This window comes from Pseudomonas sp. Z1-29 (assembly GCF_051131995.1).
Taxonomy (GTDB): Bacteria; Pseudomonadota; Gammaproteobacteria; order Pseudomonadales; family Pseudomonadaceae; genus Aquipseudomonas.
The window spans coordinates 3,949,125-3,966,649 of the sequence record NZ_CP071645.1; the positions used below are offsets into that span (position 1 = coordinate 3,949,125).

At 63.6% G+C, this 17,525-nt stretch carries 14 protein-coding genes; 10 read left to right on the forward strand and 4 right to left on the reverse strand.

Annotated features, from left to right (window positions below; translation table 11 throughout):
- Positions 1–5: 5 nt before the first annotated feature.
- The 4 genes from J3P84_RS17860 to J3P84_RS17875 all read right to left on the reverse strand — a co-directional run bounded on the left by J3P84_RS17860 (position 6) and on the right by J3P84_RS17875 (position 6,123).
- Positions 6–1,076, reverse strand: coding sequence for a lipocalin-like domain-containing protein (locus J3P84_RS17860; protein ID WP_434624842.1), 1,071 nt, complete (start codon positions 1,074–1,076; stop codon positions 6–8).
- Positions 1,066–3,537, reverse strand: a complete 2,472-nt coding sequence (locus tag J3P84_RS17865) for an FtsX-like permease family protein (protein WP_434624844.1) — start codon at positions 3,535–3,537, stop codon at positions 1,066–1,068. The genes J3P84_RS17860 and J3P84_RS17865 overlap by 11 nt, the downstream gene beginning before the upstream one ends.
- Complete coding sequence (locus J3P84_RS17870; RefSeq protein WP_305495727.1) at positions 3,534–4,202, reverse strand: ABC transporter ATP-binding protein; 669 nt, start codon at positions 4,200–4,202, stop codon at positions 3,534–3,536. Before J3P84_RS17870 ends, J3P84_RS17865 begins: the two co-directional genes overlap by 4 nt.
- A gap of 223 nt (positions 4,203–4,425) precedes the next feature.
- Complete coding sequence (locus J3P84_RS17875; RefSeq protein ID WP_434624847.1) at positions 4,426–6,123, reverse strand: sulfatase-like hydrolase/transferase; 1,698 nt, start codon at positions 6,121–6,123, stop codon at positions 4,426–4,428.
- 377 nt (positions 6,124–6,500) lie between these two features.
- Between J3P84_RS17875 and J3P84_RS17880 the strand changes: the two genes are divergently transcribed.
- Genes J3P84_RS17880 through J3P84_RS17925 form a run of 10 tightly spaced genes read left to right on the forward strand, consistent with a single transcriptional unit; the run spans position 6,501 to position 17,518 of the window.
- The gene (locus tag J3P84_RS17880) at positions 6,501–7,856 is read left to right on the forward strand and encodes a UDP-glucose dehydrogenase family protein (RefSeq protein ID WP_305495731.1); all 1,356 of its coding nucleotides are present in this window, start codon (positions 6,501–6,503) and stop codon (positions 7,854–7,856) included.
- Positions 7,853–8,935: an NAD-dependent epimerase gene (locus J3P84_RS17885; RefSeq protein ID WP_434624849.1), complete on the forward strand. Its 1,083-nt coding sequence runs from the start codon at positions 7,853–7,855 to the stop codon at positions 8,933–8,935. The genes J3P84_RS17880 and J3P84_RS17885 overlap by 4 nt, the downstream gene beginning before the upstream one ends.
- The gene (locus J3P84_RS17890) at positions 8,922–9,668 is read left to right on the forward strand and encodes a sugar transferase (protein ID WP_434624851.1); all 747 of its coding nucleotides are present in this window, start codon (positions 8,922–8,924) and stop codon (positions 9,666–9,668) included. Before J3P84_RS17885 ends, J3P84_RS17890 begins: the two co-directional genes overlap by 14 nt.
- Positions 9,669–10,313 carry a CpsD/CapB family tyrosine-protein kinase gene (locus J3P84_RS17895; protein ID WP_434569118.1) on the forward strand — a complete coding sequence of 215 codons (645 nt, stop codon included), beginning with the start codon at positions 9,669–9,671 and terminating at the stop codon, positions 10,311–10,313.
- A gap of 20 nt (positions 10,314–10,333) precedes the next feature.
- Positions 10,334–11,356: a polysaccharide biosynthesis/export family protein gene (locus J3P84_RS17900; RefSeq protein WP_434603537.1), complete on the forward strand. Its 1,023-nt coding sequence runs from the start codon at positions 10,334–10,336 to the stop codon at positions 11,354–11,356.
- Between the two features lie 17 nt (positions 11,357–11,373).
- The gene (locus J3P84_RS17905) at positions 11,374–12,966 is read left to right on the forward strand and encodes a GumC family protein (RefSeq protein WP_434569120.1); all 1,593 of its coding nucleotides are present in this window, start codon (positions 11,374–11,376) and stop codon (positions 12,964–12,966) included.
- Positions 12,963–14,066, forward strand: a complete 1,104-nt coding sequence (locus J3P84_RS17910) for a glycosyltransferase family 4 protein (protein ID WP_434624854.1) — start codon at positions 12,963–12,965, stop codon at positions 14,064–14,066. The genes J3P84_RS17905 and J3P84_RS17910 overlap by 4 nt, the downstream gene beginning before the upstream one ends.
- Positions 14,063–15,430: an O-antigen ligase family protein gene (locus J3P84_RS17915; RefSeq protein WP_434624856.1), complete on the forward strand. Its 1,368-nt coding sequence runs from the start codon at positions 14,063–14,065 to the stop codon at positions 15,428–15,430. Before J3P84_RS17910 ends, J3P84_RS17915 begins: the two co-directional genes overlap by 4 nt.
- Entirely contained in the window at positions 15,430–16,389 is a 960-nt protein-coding gene (locus J3P84_RS17920; RefSeq protein WP_434624858.1) for a glycosyltransferase, read from the forward strand. Before J3P84_RS17915 ends, J3P84_RS17920 begins: the two co-directional genes overlap by 1 nt.
- Positions 16,382–17,518 carry a glycosyltransferase gene (locus J3P84_RS17925; protein ID WP_434624860.1) on the forward strand — a complete coding sequence of 379 codons (1,137 nt, stop codon included), beginning with the start codon at positions 16,382–16,384 and terminating at the stop codon, positions 17,516–17,518. The genes J3P84_RS17920 and J3P84_RS17925 overlap by 8 nt, the downstream gene beginning before the upstream one ends.
- Positions 17,519–17,525 lie beyond the last annotated feature (7 nt).

A 17,525-nucleotide genomic window follows, 5' to 3' on the forward strand; every position in this document is an offset into this window, starting at 1 on the left:
GATTGTCAGTAGCCGGTCATTTCCAGGTAACCGATGCCGCCACGATTGCCGCTCAGTTGCACCGGCCCTTCCCAATAAGGAATACGCAGGTTCATCCAGGCATCGGGGTTCAGCGCCTGAGTGGTGATTTCGAGCTGCCTGGCGGGAATCCTGATCGACCAGCGCACCGGCATCGAGCGTCCCGCGACCTCGGCGGTGTCCAGCGGTTCGAGGCTGATTTCGCTGGCGCTCAGAGTCGTTGCCTGGCCCTGGGCGTCGATCCAGGTGCCGGTGAGGTACGGCGCGCCCTTCTTGTGCCGCATGCGGTAGAGCATGACGTGTTCGCCATTATCCAGATGCAGCGAAAACCAGTCCCATCCGGTCTGGTTTTCGGTCAGCGGCTGGCTGCTCCATTCACGGTCGAGCCAGGCCGGACCGCTGACCTGATAGCGCTGGCCATCGATTTCCAGCTGGCCGTTGGCCTGGAAGAAAGGTTGACTGTAGTAATACGATGCCTGGCCCTGCTCGGATTTCTGGCTGAAGCCCTGATTGCCTTGCAGGATCAGCGGGCGCGTCGAAGTGAGCTGCAGCTCATAGCCGAAACGTGCATCCCGCGCCTTGAGCTGCATCGCCGCCAGGGGATCAGTGCCCGCGCTTCGGGTGGTCAATTGCCAATCGTCGATCCAGGCATCGAACGGGGTCGTGCGCACTCCGGCCTGCCCCACTCCGCCGCGGGCATAACGTTCGGCGGCGTGATGGACGGTCGCGGAAGTGACCGCGGCGTGACCGAGCCAGATGGACTGGTTACGCCAGCCACTGGCCTGGGGAGCGGCATCCTGGCTGCTGCGGAACAACGTCCACTGCACGCCGAAATCCCGCCCCTCGGCATCCTTGAGATTGGCGGTGACGTACCACCACTCGATCCGAAACCCGTCATGGGCACCATGATCGGCCGGAAAACTGAACACGCGCCCCGGCACCACAGGCGTAAATGCAACGGCCTGGTTGCCGAGGCCGGCAAAACCTTTTTCCGGCGCCGACGAGTCGTCGCAGCCGCCGAGCAAGGCCAGCAGCATCAGGCCGATTCTAATTTTCATGGGCGAAGGTCCTGAGCAGATCCGCCGGTTGCGTGCGGTACAGCGCGTACAGCGGCCACGCCGACGCCAGCAGCGTGGCGAACATTGCCAAGCCCAGCAGCTGCGCCAATTGCAGCGGGAACACCCGCAACGGCAAGCGCCAGCCAAAGGCCTGGACGTTGATCACCGCATCCAGGCACCAGGCCAGGGCGATGCCCAGCGGCACGGCCAGCAGTAAGGTCAGCAGCGCCAGCAACCAGGTCTGGCCGAGGTTGAGCAGCATCAGTTGCCGACGCGTTACCCCCACGGCCCACAACGGCGCCAACTGACCGAGACGGCTCTGGCTCTGGGTCAGCAGGCTGATGAACAACGCCACCCCGGCGACCGCCAGGGTCAGGCTGTTCAGCGCCGCGGTGGCGGCAAAGGTGCGTTCGAATACCTGGGTCGACCAACCTTTGAGGCGAGCCTGGTCGACGATGTGACTGTCGTCCAGGCTGAACCGGCTTTGCAACGCCGCCAGCAATGGCCCGATGGCGGCCGGCTCGATGCGCAGGTTGAAGCGATTTGGCGTCAGTTGCGGCCAGTGCGCCAGCAGGTGATCGGCGTTGATCAGCACATGCCCCTTGGGATTACCGTAATCGGCATAAATCCCGACAACCCGCGGCGTCCACGGCCCTTGTGGGGTCGGCAGGGTCAACCGGTCGCCGACATCCACTTTCAGGCGCCGGGCCAGTTGTTCGCTGAGCATCAGCGTGTCGGCGCCGGCCAGTTGGTCCCAGGCCTGCTCACCGGCCGACTCCAGCAAGGGCCAGTGCAGGCGATAGGAAGGGTGATCGACGATGCCGTAGATATCCGTCGGCCAGCCTTGCAGAGGGACCGATACCTGCCAGTTAGGCAGCACGGCGTTGATAATCGGTTGTTGCTTGAGCCATTCGTACAATTTACCTGCCTGGGCCGGGGTCTGTGGGTTGATGTACAGCTCGGCGGTGAGCCGCTGTTCGAGCCAGTCGCTGAAGGTCTGGCGGAAACCGGCGGTCATGCTGCCAGCGCCGATATTCGCCGCCAGTGCCAGCAACAACGCCATCAGCGCCAGGCTCAACGTCGGCAATTGCTGGCGGCAATCGGCGAGGAACCATTGGCCGAGCACGGAACGGTTGCCGCGCAACAACCGGTTCAACACAGCGTTGAGCAGCACCGGTAGCGCCAGCGCCGCGCCCAGCAACAACGCGGTCATCAGGACAAAACCGCTCGCCAGGCTGTCGCCCCAGACCAGCGCCGCCACCGCGATCAGCGCGGCCATCAGTGCCACCCCGCCCTGGCGCCGCAACCACCGCGCGTGGGCCTGGTGCCAGGCCTGGGGATTAGCCAGCGCCAGCAAGGGCAGGCGCGCCGCCCGCAACAGGCTTTGGCCCCCGGCCAGCAACGCACCGAGCAGGCCCAGGCCCACGCCGCCGAGCCACCACCAAAGGCTGAGGTGCAATTGCCCCGGCACTTCGGCGCCGTACAGACCGCGCAGGCTCGCCGCGACATCAGGCAATAGCAGGCTCGCCAGCCAGTAACCGCTGAGCACCCCGGCAACCCCGCCGAGCAAGGCCAACGCGCCCAACTCCAGCGCCAGGCTGGCGACCAGTACCTGCGCACTGACGCCACAGGCGCGCAAGGTTCGCAGCAGGCTGCGCCGTTGTTCCAGGGCCAGGCCGATGGCGGCATGGACGATAAACAGTCCCACCACGAATGACAGGAACCCGAGTGCGTCGAGGTTCAAATGAAAGCTCTCGGTCAGGCGCGTCAAGTTGTTCTCCTCGTCCGCGCGCTTGAATTGCAACAGGCCGTTGAATGCCTCGGGCAAGGGCGCGGTGAACGTGGCCGGCAACAACATTCGCGAGACCTGCTCCGGCAATCCAAGGAGCTGCTGGGCGAAACCGATGTCCATCAACAGCATGCCTGGCGCCATGTCCGGCTGTACGTGCAGCGGCGGCAAGGCCTGGCCGTCGGCGCTGCGGGGCCGGTCGCCCACTTTCAGCCCGAGGGCCTGCAACGTCTGCGGGGCGATCCAGGTACGACCGGGGCCGGTGAAGAAGTCCACCACCTCGGCGATCTCCCGCGCTTGCCCCGCGACGGCCGAACCCGGCGGCAGCGACACCGGGTCGATGCCCATCAATTGCAGGCGCTGGTCTTCATGCCCCGCAAGCGTCAGCCGACCCTGCAACACCGGCGATACGGGCCAACCCTGACGCCGCAGGTCGACAAACCATTGCTGTGGGAACGAGCCCCCGCCGGGAGCACTGAGGCTGGCCTGGGGTTCGCCGCCGATCAGCTGGCTGGCCCGGGCGTAGCTGTCCCGGGCCTGGCTGTTCAAGGCCTGCACGCCAGTGAGCAGGCTGGTGGCCAGCCAAAGCCCGGTCAACACACTGAAAAATTGCACTGGGTGTCGACGCCAGTGACTGAGCAGGGCCTTGAGGGTCTGGCGAAAGATCATCACGCCGGACCCGCTTGCGCCAGGCGCCCGCCTTGCAATACCACGCGATGTGCCAGGCGCGCCGCCACCCGCTGGCTGTGGGTAACCATCAACAGGCTGGTGGGGCTGCCATCGAGCAATTCCAGAAGCAATTGCAGCACCTCGTCGCTGGTGGCTTCGTCGAGGCTGCCGGTGGGTTCATCGGCCAGCAACAACGGCGGCCGTGAAGCCAGCGCCCTGCCGAGGGCTACCCGTTGTTGCTGACCACCGGAAAGCTGCTCGGGATAACGCCGCAACAGCTCCGACAACCCGAGCCGCTGCACCAGATGCGCTTGCCACGTAGCGTCGAACCGACCGCAAAGGCGCGCCTGGAACGCGAGATTGTCTTCCACAGCAAGGCTGCTGATGAGGTTGAACTGCTGGAACACCAGGCCGATCTCGGTACGCCGCCAGTTCGCCAACTGGCTTTCGCTCATGTCTTCGAGCCGGTGCCCCGCGCTGTGGATGCTGCCCCGATCGACCTTGTCGAGGCCAGCGACCAGATGCAGCAAGGTGCTCTTGCCGCTGCCGGATTCCCCCATCAGCGCCAGGCTGCTGCCGGGAGGCAGCGTCAGGTCGATACCTTGCAGCACCGCCAGGGGGCCTTGGGGCGTGGTGTAGCTTTTGAAGACGTTTCGGACCTCAAGCATGGGCAACTCGGCTGATCGACAAGGGCATCAGGATAGCGGAGGTTGCGCTGTGCGCAGAGTTCCAAAAACATGTGATGCGGGTTTGCTTATTCGCTTCCGGAATCTTCGGCGATTGATACTGCGCTTTCGCGAGCAGGCTCGCTCCCACAAGGATTCCTCGGTGAACCTGACTCAATGTGGGAGCGAGCCTGCTCGCGAAGAGGCCGGTCCATTCAACCGCTGATCAATGCCCCACCGCCATCTCACCCTGAACCGGTTTCGGCGTAACGATGTTGTCCAGGTCAATGTGCTTCCACGCCGGCTTGGCCCCCAGCCGCGCATTAAAACGGTAGTTGAAGGTGAAGTCGTCTTCGGTCGGCTGGTCGAGGGATTTTCCATACAGCGCCGTGACGCCGGCCGACTCGTAGCCCATCAACCGCAGCAGCGTCGGGAAGATGTTGTAGTGGCTGGAGCGGTCCTTGTTCTGCGCCCAGGCGCTGCGCCAATCGAGGGTTTGCAACCGGCTTCCCTGGATCACCAGCAACGGTACCAGCCCTTCTTCTTCCACCGGATCTCCGCCGCAATGGGTGTTGAGGCCGGGGTTGCCACGTTCGTGCAGGTCCTGGCCATGGTCGGAGGTGTAGATCAGCACCGCATTGTCGAGATTGCCCTGTCGGAATAGGCGTTGGAAAAATTCGCCGACGTTCCACAGCAAGGTGTTCTGGTAAGCATTGCGATACAGCACCCAATCATTCGCTTCGCCACTGAAGCCGTCGCGCCGGCCGGTGTCGGCCACCTCCTCGAACTGCCCTCGCGGTAAGGCCGGACGGTAGGTCATGAAAGCATCGGGGTATTTGTCGTGGACCGGGAAATGCGCGCCGACTTTATTGACCACCACGAGTTCGGCCCGGTCGTTGCCCATCAGCTCGATCAGTTTCGCCACAGCCGCCATGTCACGGTCGCGCACACGGACCTGGTCGAACTGGACAAATTCGTCGATGTCCTGTTGTTCCAGCTCGGTCATCAGGTTCTGCCGCTTGCCGCCGGTGGTCTGGCCGTCGATATAGACGGTGCGCAACCCGGCGTTGCGGGCGTACTGCCAGATCGACGGCTGGGTGCTGTTGATGCGCATGTAGTCGCCACGGGTGCCGCCATAGCGCAGGGTAACGTTGGTATCCGCGCTGCAATTGGCGATCGAGGCGGCGTAGCCGTAATTGAGGATTTCCACGCCGGGAGGGGGCGTCTTGAGGCCGGTAGCGACGCCGGACGGCGTGTTGATATCAAGATAGTTCCCGCCAATGCTTTCGTCGATGATCAGCACGATATCGTGCCCGATTGCCGCTGTTTGCCGCACGAGGCTGACTGGCGCCCGTGGGCCCACGGTGTTGTGCACGGCTTCATAGATGAACAGGTTCAGATAGGCCAGCGGCGTGTACATGATCGGCAAACCGCGCGCGCCCTCGCCTGCCCGTACGAACAGTACGCCACTGAGCAGCAGCACGCCGAGCAATGGCGCAGTGATCGCGACGTAACCGGGCAACGGCAGACGCCGCCGGGGCTTCAGGCCGATCCCCAGCAGCAGCAACAAGCCCCCGGCAACCGCACTGATGATCACCTCGCGGTACTGATAAGCCGCCTCCTGGATGAACCCGCCGGAATAGACCATCGACACGAACTGGCTGTAGGTCAGGTAGCTGTCGGTTACGCGCGTGTAGACCTCGAAGAACACCGCCGAGGCAAACATCGCCAGGGCAAACAGATGCCGCACCAATGCCTGGCGAATGTACGCGGTCATCCACAGAGCCAGCACCAGCGCAACGAACATCGCGCCGAACAGCAGCGTTGCAAAGCCAAAACCCAGCGCCGCAAGACGGTCGAGGTAATAGTCATGTGCCCTGAGCAGGTATAGAAGCAGTAGCAGTTCCTTGAGGTATCGCGCCATGTTTTTCCCAGCGTTACGAGGAGGTTGAAAACGGCTTGGTTTCTGCACACTAGCAGCGGGTTTGCAAAGCGCAAGAAAGCCGATCAACGGCTAGAGCGTCAAAAAAAAGTTAGCTCAAAAATGACACCTGAAGCCAACAAAAAACATAAAAATCTATGGATGGATACCGTTCATCGGCTACTCAAACCCCTTTAAAGCCCTTTAAAAACGGCACTTTTCCAATTCCGTCAAGGACTTGATATCAAAAAGCCCTACTCTTTCGAGTTTGCCAACTCTGACAACTGTCATTTTGCTGACACGCTTTTCTGAGGCTGCGCTATACCCCTCTAAACAGTTTCATCCGAGTTACATCAACGGGTCTGCGAGGCGCGCCAAGAATGGACGTGAGCGTATTTGGAACGGGGTACGTTGGGCTGATTCAAGCGGCGGCGCTGGCAGACGTCGGACATCGCGTCCTGTGTGTCGATATCGATCCGAACAAGATCCGGCAACTGCAACAGGCGGTACCGCCCATCAGCGAGCCGGGACTGTCCGGGTTGCTCGAAGACAACATCAAGGCCGGGCGCCTGTCGTTCAGTTGCCAGGCCAGTGATGCGGTCAACCATGGCGAGCTGATCTTCATCGCCGTGGGCACGCCCGCCGATGAAGATGGCTCGGCGGACCTCAGCCATGTCCTGGCCGTGACCCGGCAGATCGCCGACTTCATGGACAGCGACCGCACCCTGATCATCAAGTCGACCGTGCCGGTCGGCACGGCTGACAAGGTCGCCGAATGCGCCCGCCAGGCGTTGGCCCGTCGCGGCCTGCAACAACTGAATGTGCGCGTGGTGTCCAACCCGGAGTTCCTCAAGGAAGGCAGCGCACTGGCCGATTGCATGCGCCCGGACCGGATCATCGTCGGCACCGTCGACGCCCTGGCCCGCGACCAGATGAGCGAGCTCTACGCGCCCTTCTGCCGTAACCACGAAAAGCTGATGTTCATGGACAACCGCAGCGCGGAACTGACCAAGTACGCCGCCAACGCCATGCTCGCCACGCGCATCAGTTTCATGAACGAACTGGCCAACCTCACCGAACACTTGGGCGCCGACATCGAGGCCGTGCGCAAGGGCATCGGCTCGGACCCGCGCATCGGCTACCACTTCATCTATCCCGGCTGCGGCTTTGGCGGCTCGTGCTTTCCCAAGGACCTGCGCGCCCTGCTGCACACCGCCGAACAAAGCGGCATGCCACTGCGCCTGCTGCGCAGCGTCACCGATGTGAACGACAGCCAGCGGCACATTCTTTTCGAAAAACTCACGCTGCAGTTCCCCGACGGCCTGGCGGGCAAGTCGATTGCCATCTGGGGCCTGGCATTCAAACCGAACACCGACGACATGCGCGAAGCGCCCAGCCGCTACCTGATGGAGGCACTCTGGCGCGAAGGCGCCCGCGTTCAGGCCTACGACCCGGAAGCCATGTCCGAATGTCGGCGCCTCTATGGCTATCGCAAGGACCTGAACCTTTGCGCTACCCGCGACGACACGCTGGAAGATGCCGACGCCCTGGTGATCTGCACCGAGTGGAAGAATTTTCGCGTGGTCGATTTCGACCTGCTTGCCAGCAAGCTGCGCGCGCGGGTCATCATCGATGGTCGCAACCTGTACAACCCGGAACACCTGGCCGCCGCCGGGCTGCTGTATCGCGGCATCGGGCTGCGCCACACCGTGCCCGTTCAGGGGCCACAAGCATGAACATCCTGGTGACCGGCGCGGCCGGTTTCATCGGCGCCCATTGCGTGCTGCGGCTGCTGCGCGACGGCCATGACGTGTGCGGACTGGACAACTTCAACGACTACTACGACCCGCAACTCAAGCACGACCGCGTGGCGTGGGTCAAAGGCCAGGCCGGCGACTTCCACCTGGCGCGAATCGACCTGACCGACGCACCGGCCCTCGACCAACTGTTCCAGTCCCATCGCCCCGACGTGGTGATCCATCTGGCAGCCCAGGCCAGCGTGCGTTATTCGCTGGAAAATCCGCGGGCTTATGTCGACAGTAATCTCAGCGGGTTCCTGAACATTCTGGAGAGCTGCCGCCGCCATCCGGTCAGGCACCTGATCTACGCCTCTTCCAGTTCGGTGTACGGCGCCAACCAGCGCACGCCGTATTCGGTACAGGACGGCGTCGACCATCCGTTGTCGTTGTACGCGGCCACCAAAAAGGCCAATGAACTGATGGCCCACAGCTACAGCCATCTGTTCGGCATCCCCTGCACCGGCCTGCGTTTCTTTACCGTCTATGGCCCCTGGGGCCGGCCAGACATGTCGCCGATCCAGTTCGCCCGGGCCATTACCGAAGGCCAGGTGCTGAAGCTGTTCAACCATGGCGAGCACGAGCGCGACTTCACCTGCATCGACGACATCATCGAGAGCATCGCCCGGCTGATCGAGCGCCCACCTCATGCAAACCCGGACTGGAATCGCCACCAGCCGGACCCGGCCACCAGCCTGGCGCCGTGGCGCGTCTTCAACATTGGCGGACAGCATCCGGTGACGCTGCGGGCCTACGTGGCGCTGCTGGAAAAACACCTGGGCCGGAGCGCGCGAGTCGAGCTGCTGCCCCTGCAACCGGGCGATGTGCTGAACACCTGCGCCGATGCCAGCGACCTGGCCCGGGCCACCGGTTTCCAGCCTTGTATCGAACTGGATGAAGGCCTCGGCCGTTTCATCGACTGGTTCCTCGATTATTACGCACCGCCCATCGCCCACGCACCGCTTGCGACAGAACGCTTGCGGCCCAACCTCAACGGAGGAGTCTATGACCCGACATGAGCAAGACATCCCGACCCGGACCCTCGGCCGTGACAAACGAGTCGACCCCGAGCACCGCAGGCGCCTGGACGCGGCTATTCACCGCCAGGGTCGTGGCTGGATGACCGGCCGCGACGGCGGCCGGCCCTGGACCGTCTCGCGCACCAACCGGGTGGTGGCCTGCCTCGGCGCCTTGGCCCTGTTGCTGATGCTCAGTCCGCTGCTGCTGGGCCTGGCACTGCTGGTGAGGTTCTCCAGCCCTGGCCCGGTGCTGTTCGTGCAGAAACGCACCGGCTATCGCGGCCGCGTTTTCGGCATGTACAAGTTCCGCACCATGGTCGCCGACGCCGAGGCCTTGAAAGAATCGCTGCGCCACCTCAACAAGCACGGCGCCGACGCCATTGACTTCAAGATCGACAACGATCCGCGCATCACCCCCATCGGCCGGTTCCTGCGCCGCAGCAGCCTCGATGAACTGCCGAACCTGATCAACGTCGTGACCGGCGACATGCGCCTGGTGGGCCCGCGGCCGACCTCGTTCAACGCCTACCGCTACAAGGACAACCATTTGGTGCGCCTGAGCATCTACCCCGGCCTCACCGGCCTCTGGCAGATCTCCGGACGCAGCAATATCGACTTCGACCAGCGCGTGGAACTGGACCTCAGCTATATCGCCGAGCAGAGCCTTTTGCTGGATTTGAAGATCCTGATCATCACCCCCTTCAAAGTCTTCAGCGGCCACGGAGCGAGTTAAATGGACGGTTCAACGAATATCCTGACCATAGCAAGCCCGAGCGAGACCAACCTGACCTCGACCGTGCTCGACCCTTCCTTGCGGATCCTGCTCCTGACGGCAGCGAATATCGGCACCGGCACGAGCACCAGCGCCATGGCGCTGGCCGCCCAGTTGGCGCAGATGAGCAGCGGCCGTGTGCTGCTGGTGGACGCCAGCCGGTCGCCGCGCAACCTCAGCCAGCAGCTGTCGCTGCAAAAAGAGCGCGGCTTCAGCGACCTGCTGTTCAACAGCCTTTCTCCGCCGCTGTTGCAGGACTGCGTGGTGCAGGTTTCCAGCCTGCCCTTCGACGTGCTGCCCAACGGTCGCCTGGGCCATAACGCCGAGCGCCTGAGCCCCGAGCGACTGCGCCCGCTGTTCAGGCAACTGGCCGCGCAGTACCGCTTCGTGGTGATCGACGCCGACGCGGTGTATTCGGCCACCGACACCCTGGTCATGGGCACTCAGGTGGACGGCGTGGTGCTGGTGGTGCGGGGCGAGGACACCCGCTGGGAAGTCGCCCAGGCCGCCCGGCAACGCTTGGCCCAGGCCGGCGCGAAGGTGGTCGGCAGCGTGTTCAATCGCCGCAAGTACTACATGCCCAAGTGGCTCTACAACAACCTGTAAGCCTGCAAAAGGATGACGAGATGAACGCCAGAATGCTTGTCCTGCTGTTGCTGCCGCTTGCCGGTTGCTCCAGCACCACCGATACCCGCTCGATGCCGGTGCAGATCCTCACGGCCGCGCCGGCCAACGCCCAGGCCACCGACATGCCCAAGGTCGAACAGACCCTGCGGCCCCAGGACGTGCTGGATGTGATTTTTCATATCAGCACCACCGCTTCCCAGGCTTATCGTGTACAGCCGGGCGACCAGGTAGCGCTGAACTTTACCGCCGCCAGCCAGCTCAACGGCACGCAACAGGTGATGCCCGACGGCAGCATCGAACTGCCGGGCGCCAACACCTCGGTGAAACTCGCCGGCCTGACCACCGACGAGGCCCGCCTGGCGGTACAGCGAGCCTATGACCAGAAGATGCTGTTCCAGCCCAATCGCAACCAGTTGACGGTGCTGGTGACCAGTCCGCTGGCCGGCGAGACGACCCTGCGCAATACCCTGACCCACCCTGGCACCGGCATGAGCCGGGAAATCACCGTGGGCCGGGACGGTTACGCCAGCTTTCCGGAAATCGGCGCCGTACCGCTGCAGGGCATGACCGTCACCCAGCTGGAAACCTTCCTCAACGAGCGTTACGCCAATCTGCCCGGACGCATGACCGTCGATGTGCTGCTCAAGTCCACCGCCGGCAATGAAATCTATGTCCTCGGTGAAGTGGCCCAGCCCGGTTCCTATCCGATCCGCCGGCCCATCTCGGTACTGGAAGCCCTGACCCTGGCCCGTGGCGCAAACGTCAAGGCCCGGCTCGACTCGGTGGTGATCATGCGCCGCAACGGCAATCAGGTCGAAGCCCGCCACTACGACGTCGAAAAAGCCTTGAGCGGCGACGCCTCGCAAATCGCCTACCTGCAGCCCGAAGACATGCTCTTCGTGCCCAAGACCGGGCTGGCCAAAGCCGGCGAAACGGCCCGCCAATTGGCCGACGTGGTGCTGTTCCAGGGCGTGGGGTTCGGCTTCGGCTACCGCGTCGACAACAAAGGCAGCGACAACTGAGATTCAGGTGACCGATCATGAACCCCAAGGAAAATTATCTGCACGAGTTTTTCAGGATCTTCTTTGCCAACAAGCAGTGGGTGAAGCGCATCTTCCTGATTTTCGCCGTGATCGCCCTGGTGCTGCCATTGATGCTCAAGCAGAGCTTCGATATCACCGCCCAGGTGATCGTCCAGTCGAAAAAACTCTCCCAGGGCGACGCCACCACGTCGCTGAACCAGGAAAACGCCACGTTTATCCCGCCGTCCCTGGCGGACATGGAAACCGAGAGCAATATCCTCCGCTCGCCGGCGTTGATTCGCCAGACCATCCAGACCCTGCGCGACCAGGGCGAGTACACGCCAAGCCCGGGCATCCTCAACAAATGGGTCAGCGAGCCGCTCAAGCGCTACATCACCCAGCCGCTGCGTGAGTATGTGGTCAACCCGTTGCGCGACGGCCTGGGGCTTGAGGTCGATCCGGTGCGCGACACAATGCTCGATACGCTGACCGATCAGGCCATCGAAAATCTGAAGATCGAAACCCTCCCCGGCTCCAATGTCATTTCCATCGTCTACAGCTTCGGTGACCCGGCCCAGGGCACGCGGTTCGTCGCGCAACTGCTGAAGAACTACCTCACCGGCCGCCAGGAACTGCAATCGATCGAACTGCCGCAGACCTTCTACGAGCAGAAAAAAGCCCAATACCAGACGCGTCTCGACGGCCTCGAAGACAAACGACTCGGGCTGCTCGAGGGCATCGGTTCGTCCGATCCGAAGGAAGAAGTCACTTTCCGCCTGAACGCCATCAATACCGAAGAGCAGGCGCTGAACCTCTATCAGGATCGCCTGCTGCAAAGCCAACGCTGGCTCGACTACCTCAAGAGCAGCCTGGCGGCGACGACCAGCTCGCGGTTCAACGACTACACCTTCCCGTTCACCTTCACCACCACGGTGGACAACATCGCCTTCGAAGACCGGGAAATCCGCCAGTTGGGTGAGCAATTGACCGGCCAGGTCAGCCGCTACATGAATGACCTGGCGATTTTCCAGCCCGGCAGCGAACCGATGCTGCTGGCCCGGGAGCAGATCGTGCGGACCCGCCAGCAGTTTCTAAAAGTGGTGAACAACCGCATCCAGGAACGCACCACCGATCTTGCGGTGGTCAGCTCGGTGATCGAGCAGAAAAAAGCGCGCATCGGGGCGTTCAAGGAGCGCATCCACCAGTTGCAGGAAACCCAGAGCAAGCTGCGGCAGATGGACACCGAGATCAACGCTCTGCACGCGGCGTTCTCCACCTACGCCCAGCGATTCGCCGAAGCCAGCACCGCCCGCTCGCTGGACAACGACCTGTCCAACGCCCGGGTCCTGAGCCCGCCTTTCGAACCGACCGCCGCGGCATTTCCCAAGCCGATGCTGATCATTGTGTTCGGCCTGTTCAGCGGCCTGCTGCTGGCCATCGCCCTGGTCTATGTGCGTGAGTTCTTCGACCATCGCTTCAAGCATCCGGCGCAGATCACCCAGCAACTGGATCTGCCGGTGTTGCTGGTGATCAACGAGCAGTCACCCGAGCAGGTCAATCCGCATCGCAACTGGAGCTTGCCCAGCCTTGTCCATTGGGTGAGAAATTGAACGCGCCGTTCGGCCCGTCCCACCGCAGCAGCCCCCTGTCGATCATTCATCTGCTCGACAGCGGCGGCTTCTACGGGGCCGAGCGGATGCTGCTCGATCATTGCCTGGCCACGCCCGGCCAGCACCAGGTGGTGTTTTTGGCGGCGCCGCCGACCTTGATCACGCGCTTTCGCCAGGCCGGGGTCGATTGCCGTCACTGCGCCAACTGGGCCGAGCTGCTGCAGCATTTGCGGCAACGGCGCGCCGAACGACCGCTGATCAACACGCACAACTTCAAAGGCCTGTTGTTCGGCTGGGCCGCGGCCACGCTGCTGCGCCTGCCCCTGGTGATTACCCAGCACGGCTTTACGCCGCGCAGCACCAAGCAGCGTTTCTATACCTGGCTGAGCCTGCAACTGTGCCGCACCGCCTCGGTCAAGCGAGTGGTATGCGTGGCCGAAAGCATCGCGGCGTTGCACCGCCAGGCCAGCGTGCAGGCGGACAAACTCGACGTGATTCCCAACGGTCTGCCGGCGGTCGCCACACCCCTGCCGCATCGCGATGACCGGCAGCGCTGGCGGGTCGGCTACGTCGGCCGCTTGAGCAGCGAAAAAGGCCCGGACCTGTTTCTCGACGCCATGATCCCGCTGTGCCAGCGCCATGCTTCGCTGCACGCGGTGATGCTCGGCGACGGCCCGGAACGCCAGCTCCTGCTCAAGCGCATCACCGATGCCGGGCTGCCCACGCGCATCGAATTGCCTGGCTACCAGACCGACATGAATGCCTGGTGGAGCCGCCTCGATGTACTGGTGATCAGCTCACGCACCGAGGGCACGCCGATGATTCTGCTCGAAGCCATGCAAGCCGGAGTGCCGGTGGTGGCGTTCGGCGTCGGCGGCATTCCCGATGTCGTGCAGGACCGCCATAACGGCCTGCTCGCCACGCCCGCCGACAGCGACGAGCTGGCTCGGCAGATCGAGACACTGTTCAGCGAACCACCGCTGGCGCAGATCCTCGCCGACAACGCACGGCGCACCCAACGCGACCGCTACGACCTGCGCACGCTGGCCGAACGCTGGTCGCAACTGTATATCCGCACCGCACGGGAGGCCCGGCCATGATTGTCCCGCTCTCGATCGTCAGTCTCTTGGGCCTGGTTTGCCTGATGTTGCTGGCCAGCCCTTATCCGTACCTGGCACCCGGCGCGGTGCTCGGCCTGGTCGGTGTTGCCGTGCTCTATCGCAAGCCCGGCTGGGGCTTGCTGGGGATTGCCGCGCTGGTGCCGTTCGAAGGCCTGTTCAAGGAAAACGCCTTTTCCGGCAGCAAGTTCCTCGGGCTGGCGCTGATCCTGATCCTGGCGTTGCAACTGGCCCTGCATCAGATTCCCGCCACTCGCCTGCGCAGCAACATCTGGAAGCCGCTGATCGGCTTCATGCTGTTCTATGGCCTGAGCCTGCTGCTATCGGAAAACCCGGGCCTCTCCACCACCCACTTCCGGGAACTGGCGGTGGGCCTGGTGCTGTTCGCGATCACCCTGCTGATCGGCCGCGAGCTGAACCTGGACCTGTTCTGCCGGTTGGTCACCCTGAGCGTCACGACGACCTGCGTGCTGGCGATGTTCTCCGCCCGGTACCAGGATCAGGGCCGCGCTTCCGGCCTGTTGGAAGATCCGAACACCTTCGCCCTGCTGATCGCCTTCACCGTGCCGCTGGCGTTGTTGCTGATGGTGCGCAGTCCGAACCTGCTGCACCGGTTGTTCTGGGGTGGCTGCTTCATCCTGCTGCTGGGCGGCATGACCAAGACCGAATCGCGTTCGGGACTGGTGGTGCTGCTGCTCAGCCTGATGATCGGCTTGTATCACTACCGCGCGCAGCTGCCGCGCATCCGCCCACGGCACCTTGGCTTCGCGATGCTCGGGCTGGCGCTGCTGATTCCCCTGGCAATCGCGGTGATGCCGGCCGGCTACGTGGCGCGCATCCAGTCACTGAGCATCCTCAGCGCTGGCGCCAGCGCGCACAAGGACGAATCCCTGGGCCGCCGCGCCTCGTACATTGTCGTCGGCAGCCAGATGCTTCGCGAAAATCCGCTGCTCGGCTCAGGTCCCGGAACGTTTCCCCTGCACTACGCCCCCACCGGTTACGCCAAGGCTTTCTCGGCCAACCGCAAGCTGGGGGACCTGTATCGCCGGGCGCATAACACCTACCTGGAAATCTTCAGCGAGATCGGCATTCCCGGCGGGTTGATGTTTGTCGGCATGATCGGCCTGGGTCTCTACAACCTGTTGCGCGCACGCCAGCTCTGGCTCCAGCGGCGGGACTGGGCGCAGGCGGACCTGCTGACGCACCTGGGCATGAGTTTCCTGTCGCTGGCGTTGTTCCTGATGTTTCTCAGTGCACCGAACCACAAGTTGCTGTGGATCATGCTGGGCTTGACCAGCGTATTGCGCTACGACGCCGAACGGTCCGCGCCGCAGGAGACCCGTTGATGAAACGCGTGAGCATTGTGATCCCGATGTACAACGAGGCCCGGCACATCGGCCGCACGTTGCTGGCGGCGCAGGAAGCTGCGCGCCAGGCGCAGCTGGAGTGCGAGCTGATCGTGGTCGACAACGGCTCGGACGACCATGGCCCGCGCATCGCCAACGAATTGGGCGCCCGGGTGCTGATCGTGCCCGGCGTGCACATCGGCGCCCTGCGCAATCGTGGCGCGGCGGCCGCCAGCGGCGACTGGCTGGCATTCATCGATGCCGACATCGAAATGCCCGCCGACTGGCTCAGGTTGTTGATCGAAATCGAAGGTCGCCAGGGCGATGTGCTCGGTCTCGACCTGGATACTCCCGAGCAGGCGCCGTGGTTCGCCCGGGCCTGGCAACGGCGCGGCCAACGCCCGGGGTCGCGTCCGCTGCACCGGGTGCAGTGGCTGCCCAGTGCCAACCTGCTGATGCGCCGCGCCTGGTTCGATCGCGTCGGTGGCTTCGATGAAACCCTGCGCACCGGTGAGGACAAGGATTTTTCCCTGCGCCTGCGCCAGGCCGGAGCGCAGTTGTTGCTGGTGAGCGAAAGCCTTGCCCTGCACTGGGGTTACGAAGGCAGCTGGCGCGAGTGGATGAGCAAGGAACTGTGGCGCCAGGGCAGTCACTGGCAGCTGCTGCGCAGCCACGGGCCGAGCCTGCGGCTGTTGCGCTTCCCCGCCTTGTCCATCGGTGCCTGGGGCCTGGATTTCCTGGCGCTGGTCGCGCTGTTCCAGGGCCAGGCGCGCCTGGGGCTGATGCTGCTGTTGACCAGCACATTGCCGGCCCTGGTTCTGAGCCTGCGCCAGAGCCAGCGCGACCCGCGCCTGACCTTGCAACTGTGGGCCCTGCATGGGGTGCGCCTGCACCTGACCGGCGCGGCGCTGCTGCTCAATCTTTTTCAATGGAACGTCAGGAGACCTGCCCGTGGCTGAGTTTTTCTATTGGTCTTGCCTGTTGCTGCCGGTGTACGCGTACCTCGGCTACCCGCTGTTGCTGACCTTGCTGGCGCCGCTGTTTCCGCTACGGCGCTACACCACGGCAGTGCCGATGGACGTGAGCATTGTGATTGCCGCCCACAACGAGGCGCGGCACATCGAAGAAAAATTGCGCACGCTGCTGGCTCAGGATTATCGCGCGCGCTCGCTGCAAATCATCCTCGCCAGCGACGGTTCCACCGATGACACGGTGGCCTGCGCACGCAAGGTCAGCGATCCGCGGATCAGCGTGCTCGACCTGCCGCGCCAAGGCAAGGCTGCCGCCCTCAACACGGGCGTGGCCCATAGCAGCGGCGAAATCCTGGTGTTCACCGACGCCGACAATCAATGGGCCCACGATACCCTCGGCCACCTGTTGGCGCCGCTGGCCGACCCGGAAGTCGGCGCCTGCGCCGGGCACATGGAAATCCCCGTGCCAGGCAAGGGCCTGAGCCTGGGCGACAGCCTGTATCGGCACTACGAAGGCTGGCTGCGTCGGGTCGAGAGCCGCACCGGCTGCATGGTCTCCGCCGACGGTGCTCTGCTGGCCCTGCGCCGGGAGTTGTTCCAGGCGATACCGGCGCAAGTCAACGATGACTTTTTTCTCAGCACCTGTGCGCCGGTGGCCGGCAAGGCGATCGTCTACGCCCCGCTCGCCCGAGTGACCGACCAGGGCGTGGACGAAGCCGACAAGCAGTTCCGCCGGCGCCAGCGGGTCACCGTCGGTGGGCTGCAGAGCCTGGCCCAGCGCCGGGAACTGCTCAATCCCTTGCGCCATGGGCTCTACGCCATTGGCTTGATCAGCCACAAGTTGATCCGCCGCCTGGCGCCGGTGTTGCTGGTGCCGCTGCTGCTGAGCAACGCCTGGCTGTGGAACGAGCATGGGTTCTATCGCCTGAGCCTGGTGGCGCAGTTGCTCGGTTACGCCATCGCCTTGATCGGGTTGCTGGACGTCGGCCACCGTCTGCCCAGGCCTTTCCGCCTGGCCGCGTTCGTGCTGGTGACGTTGGCGGGCATGAGCATCGGGTTGTGGCAGTTTCTGCGCGGCCACCGCTATAGCCAATGGAATCCCGAGCAGAACCGCTAAGGAGCAA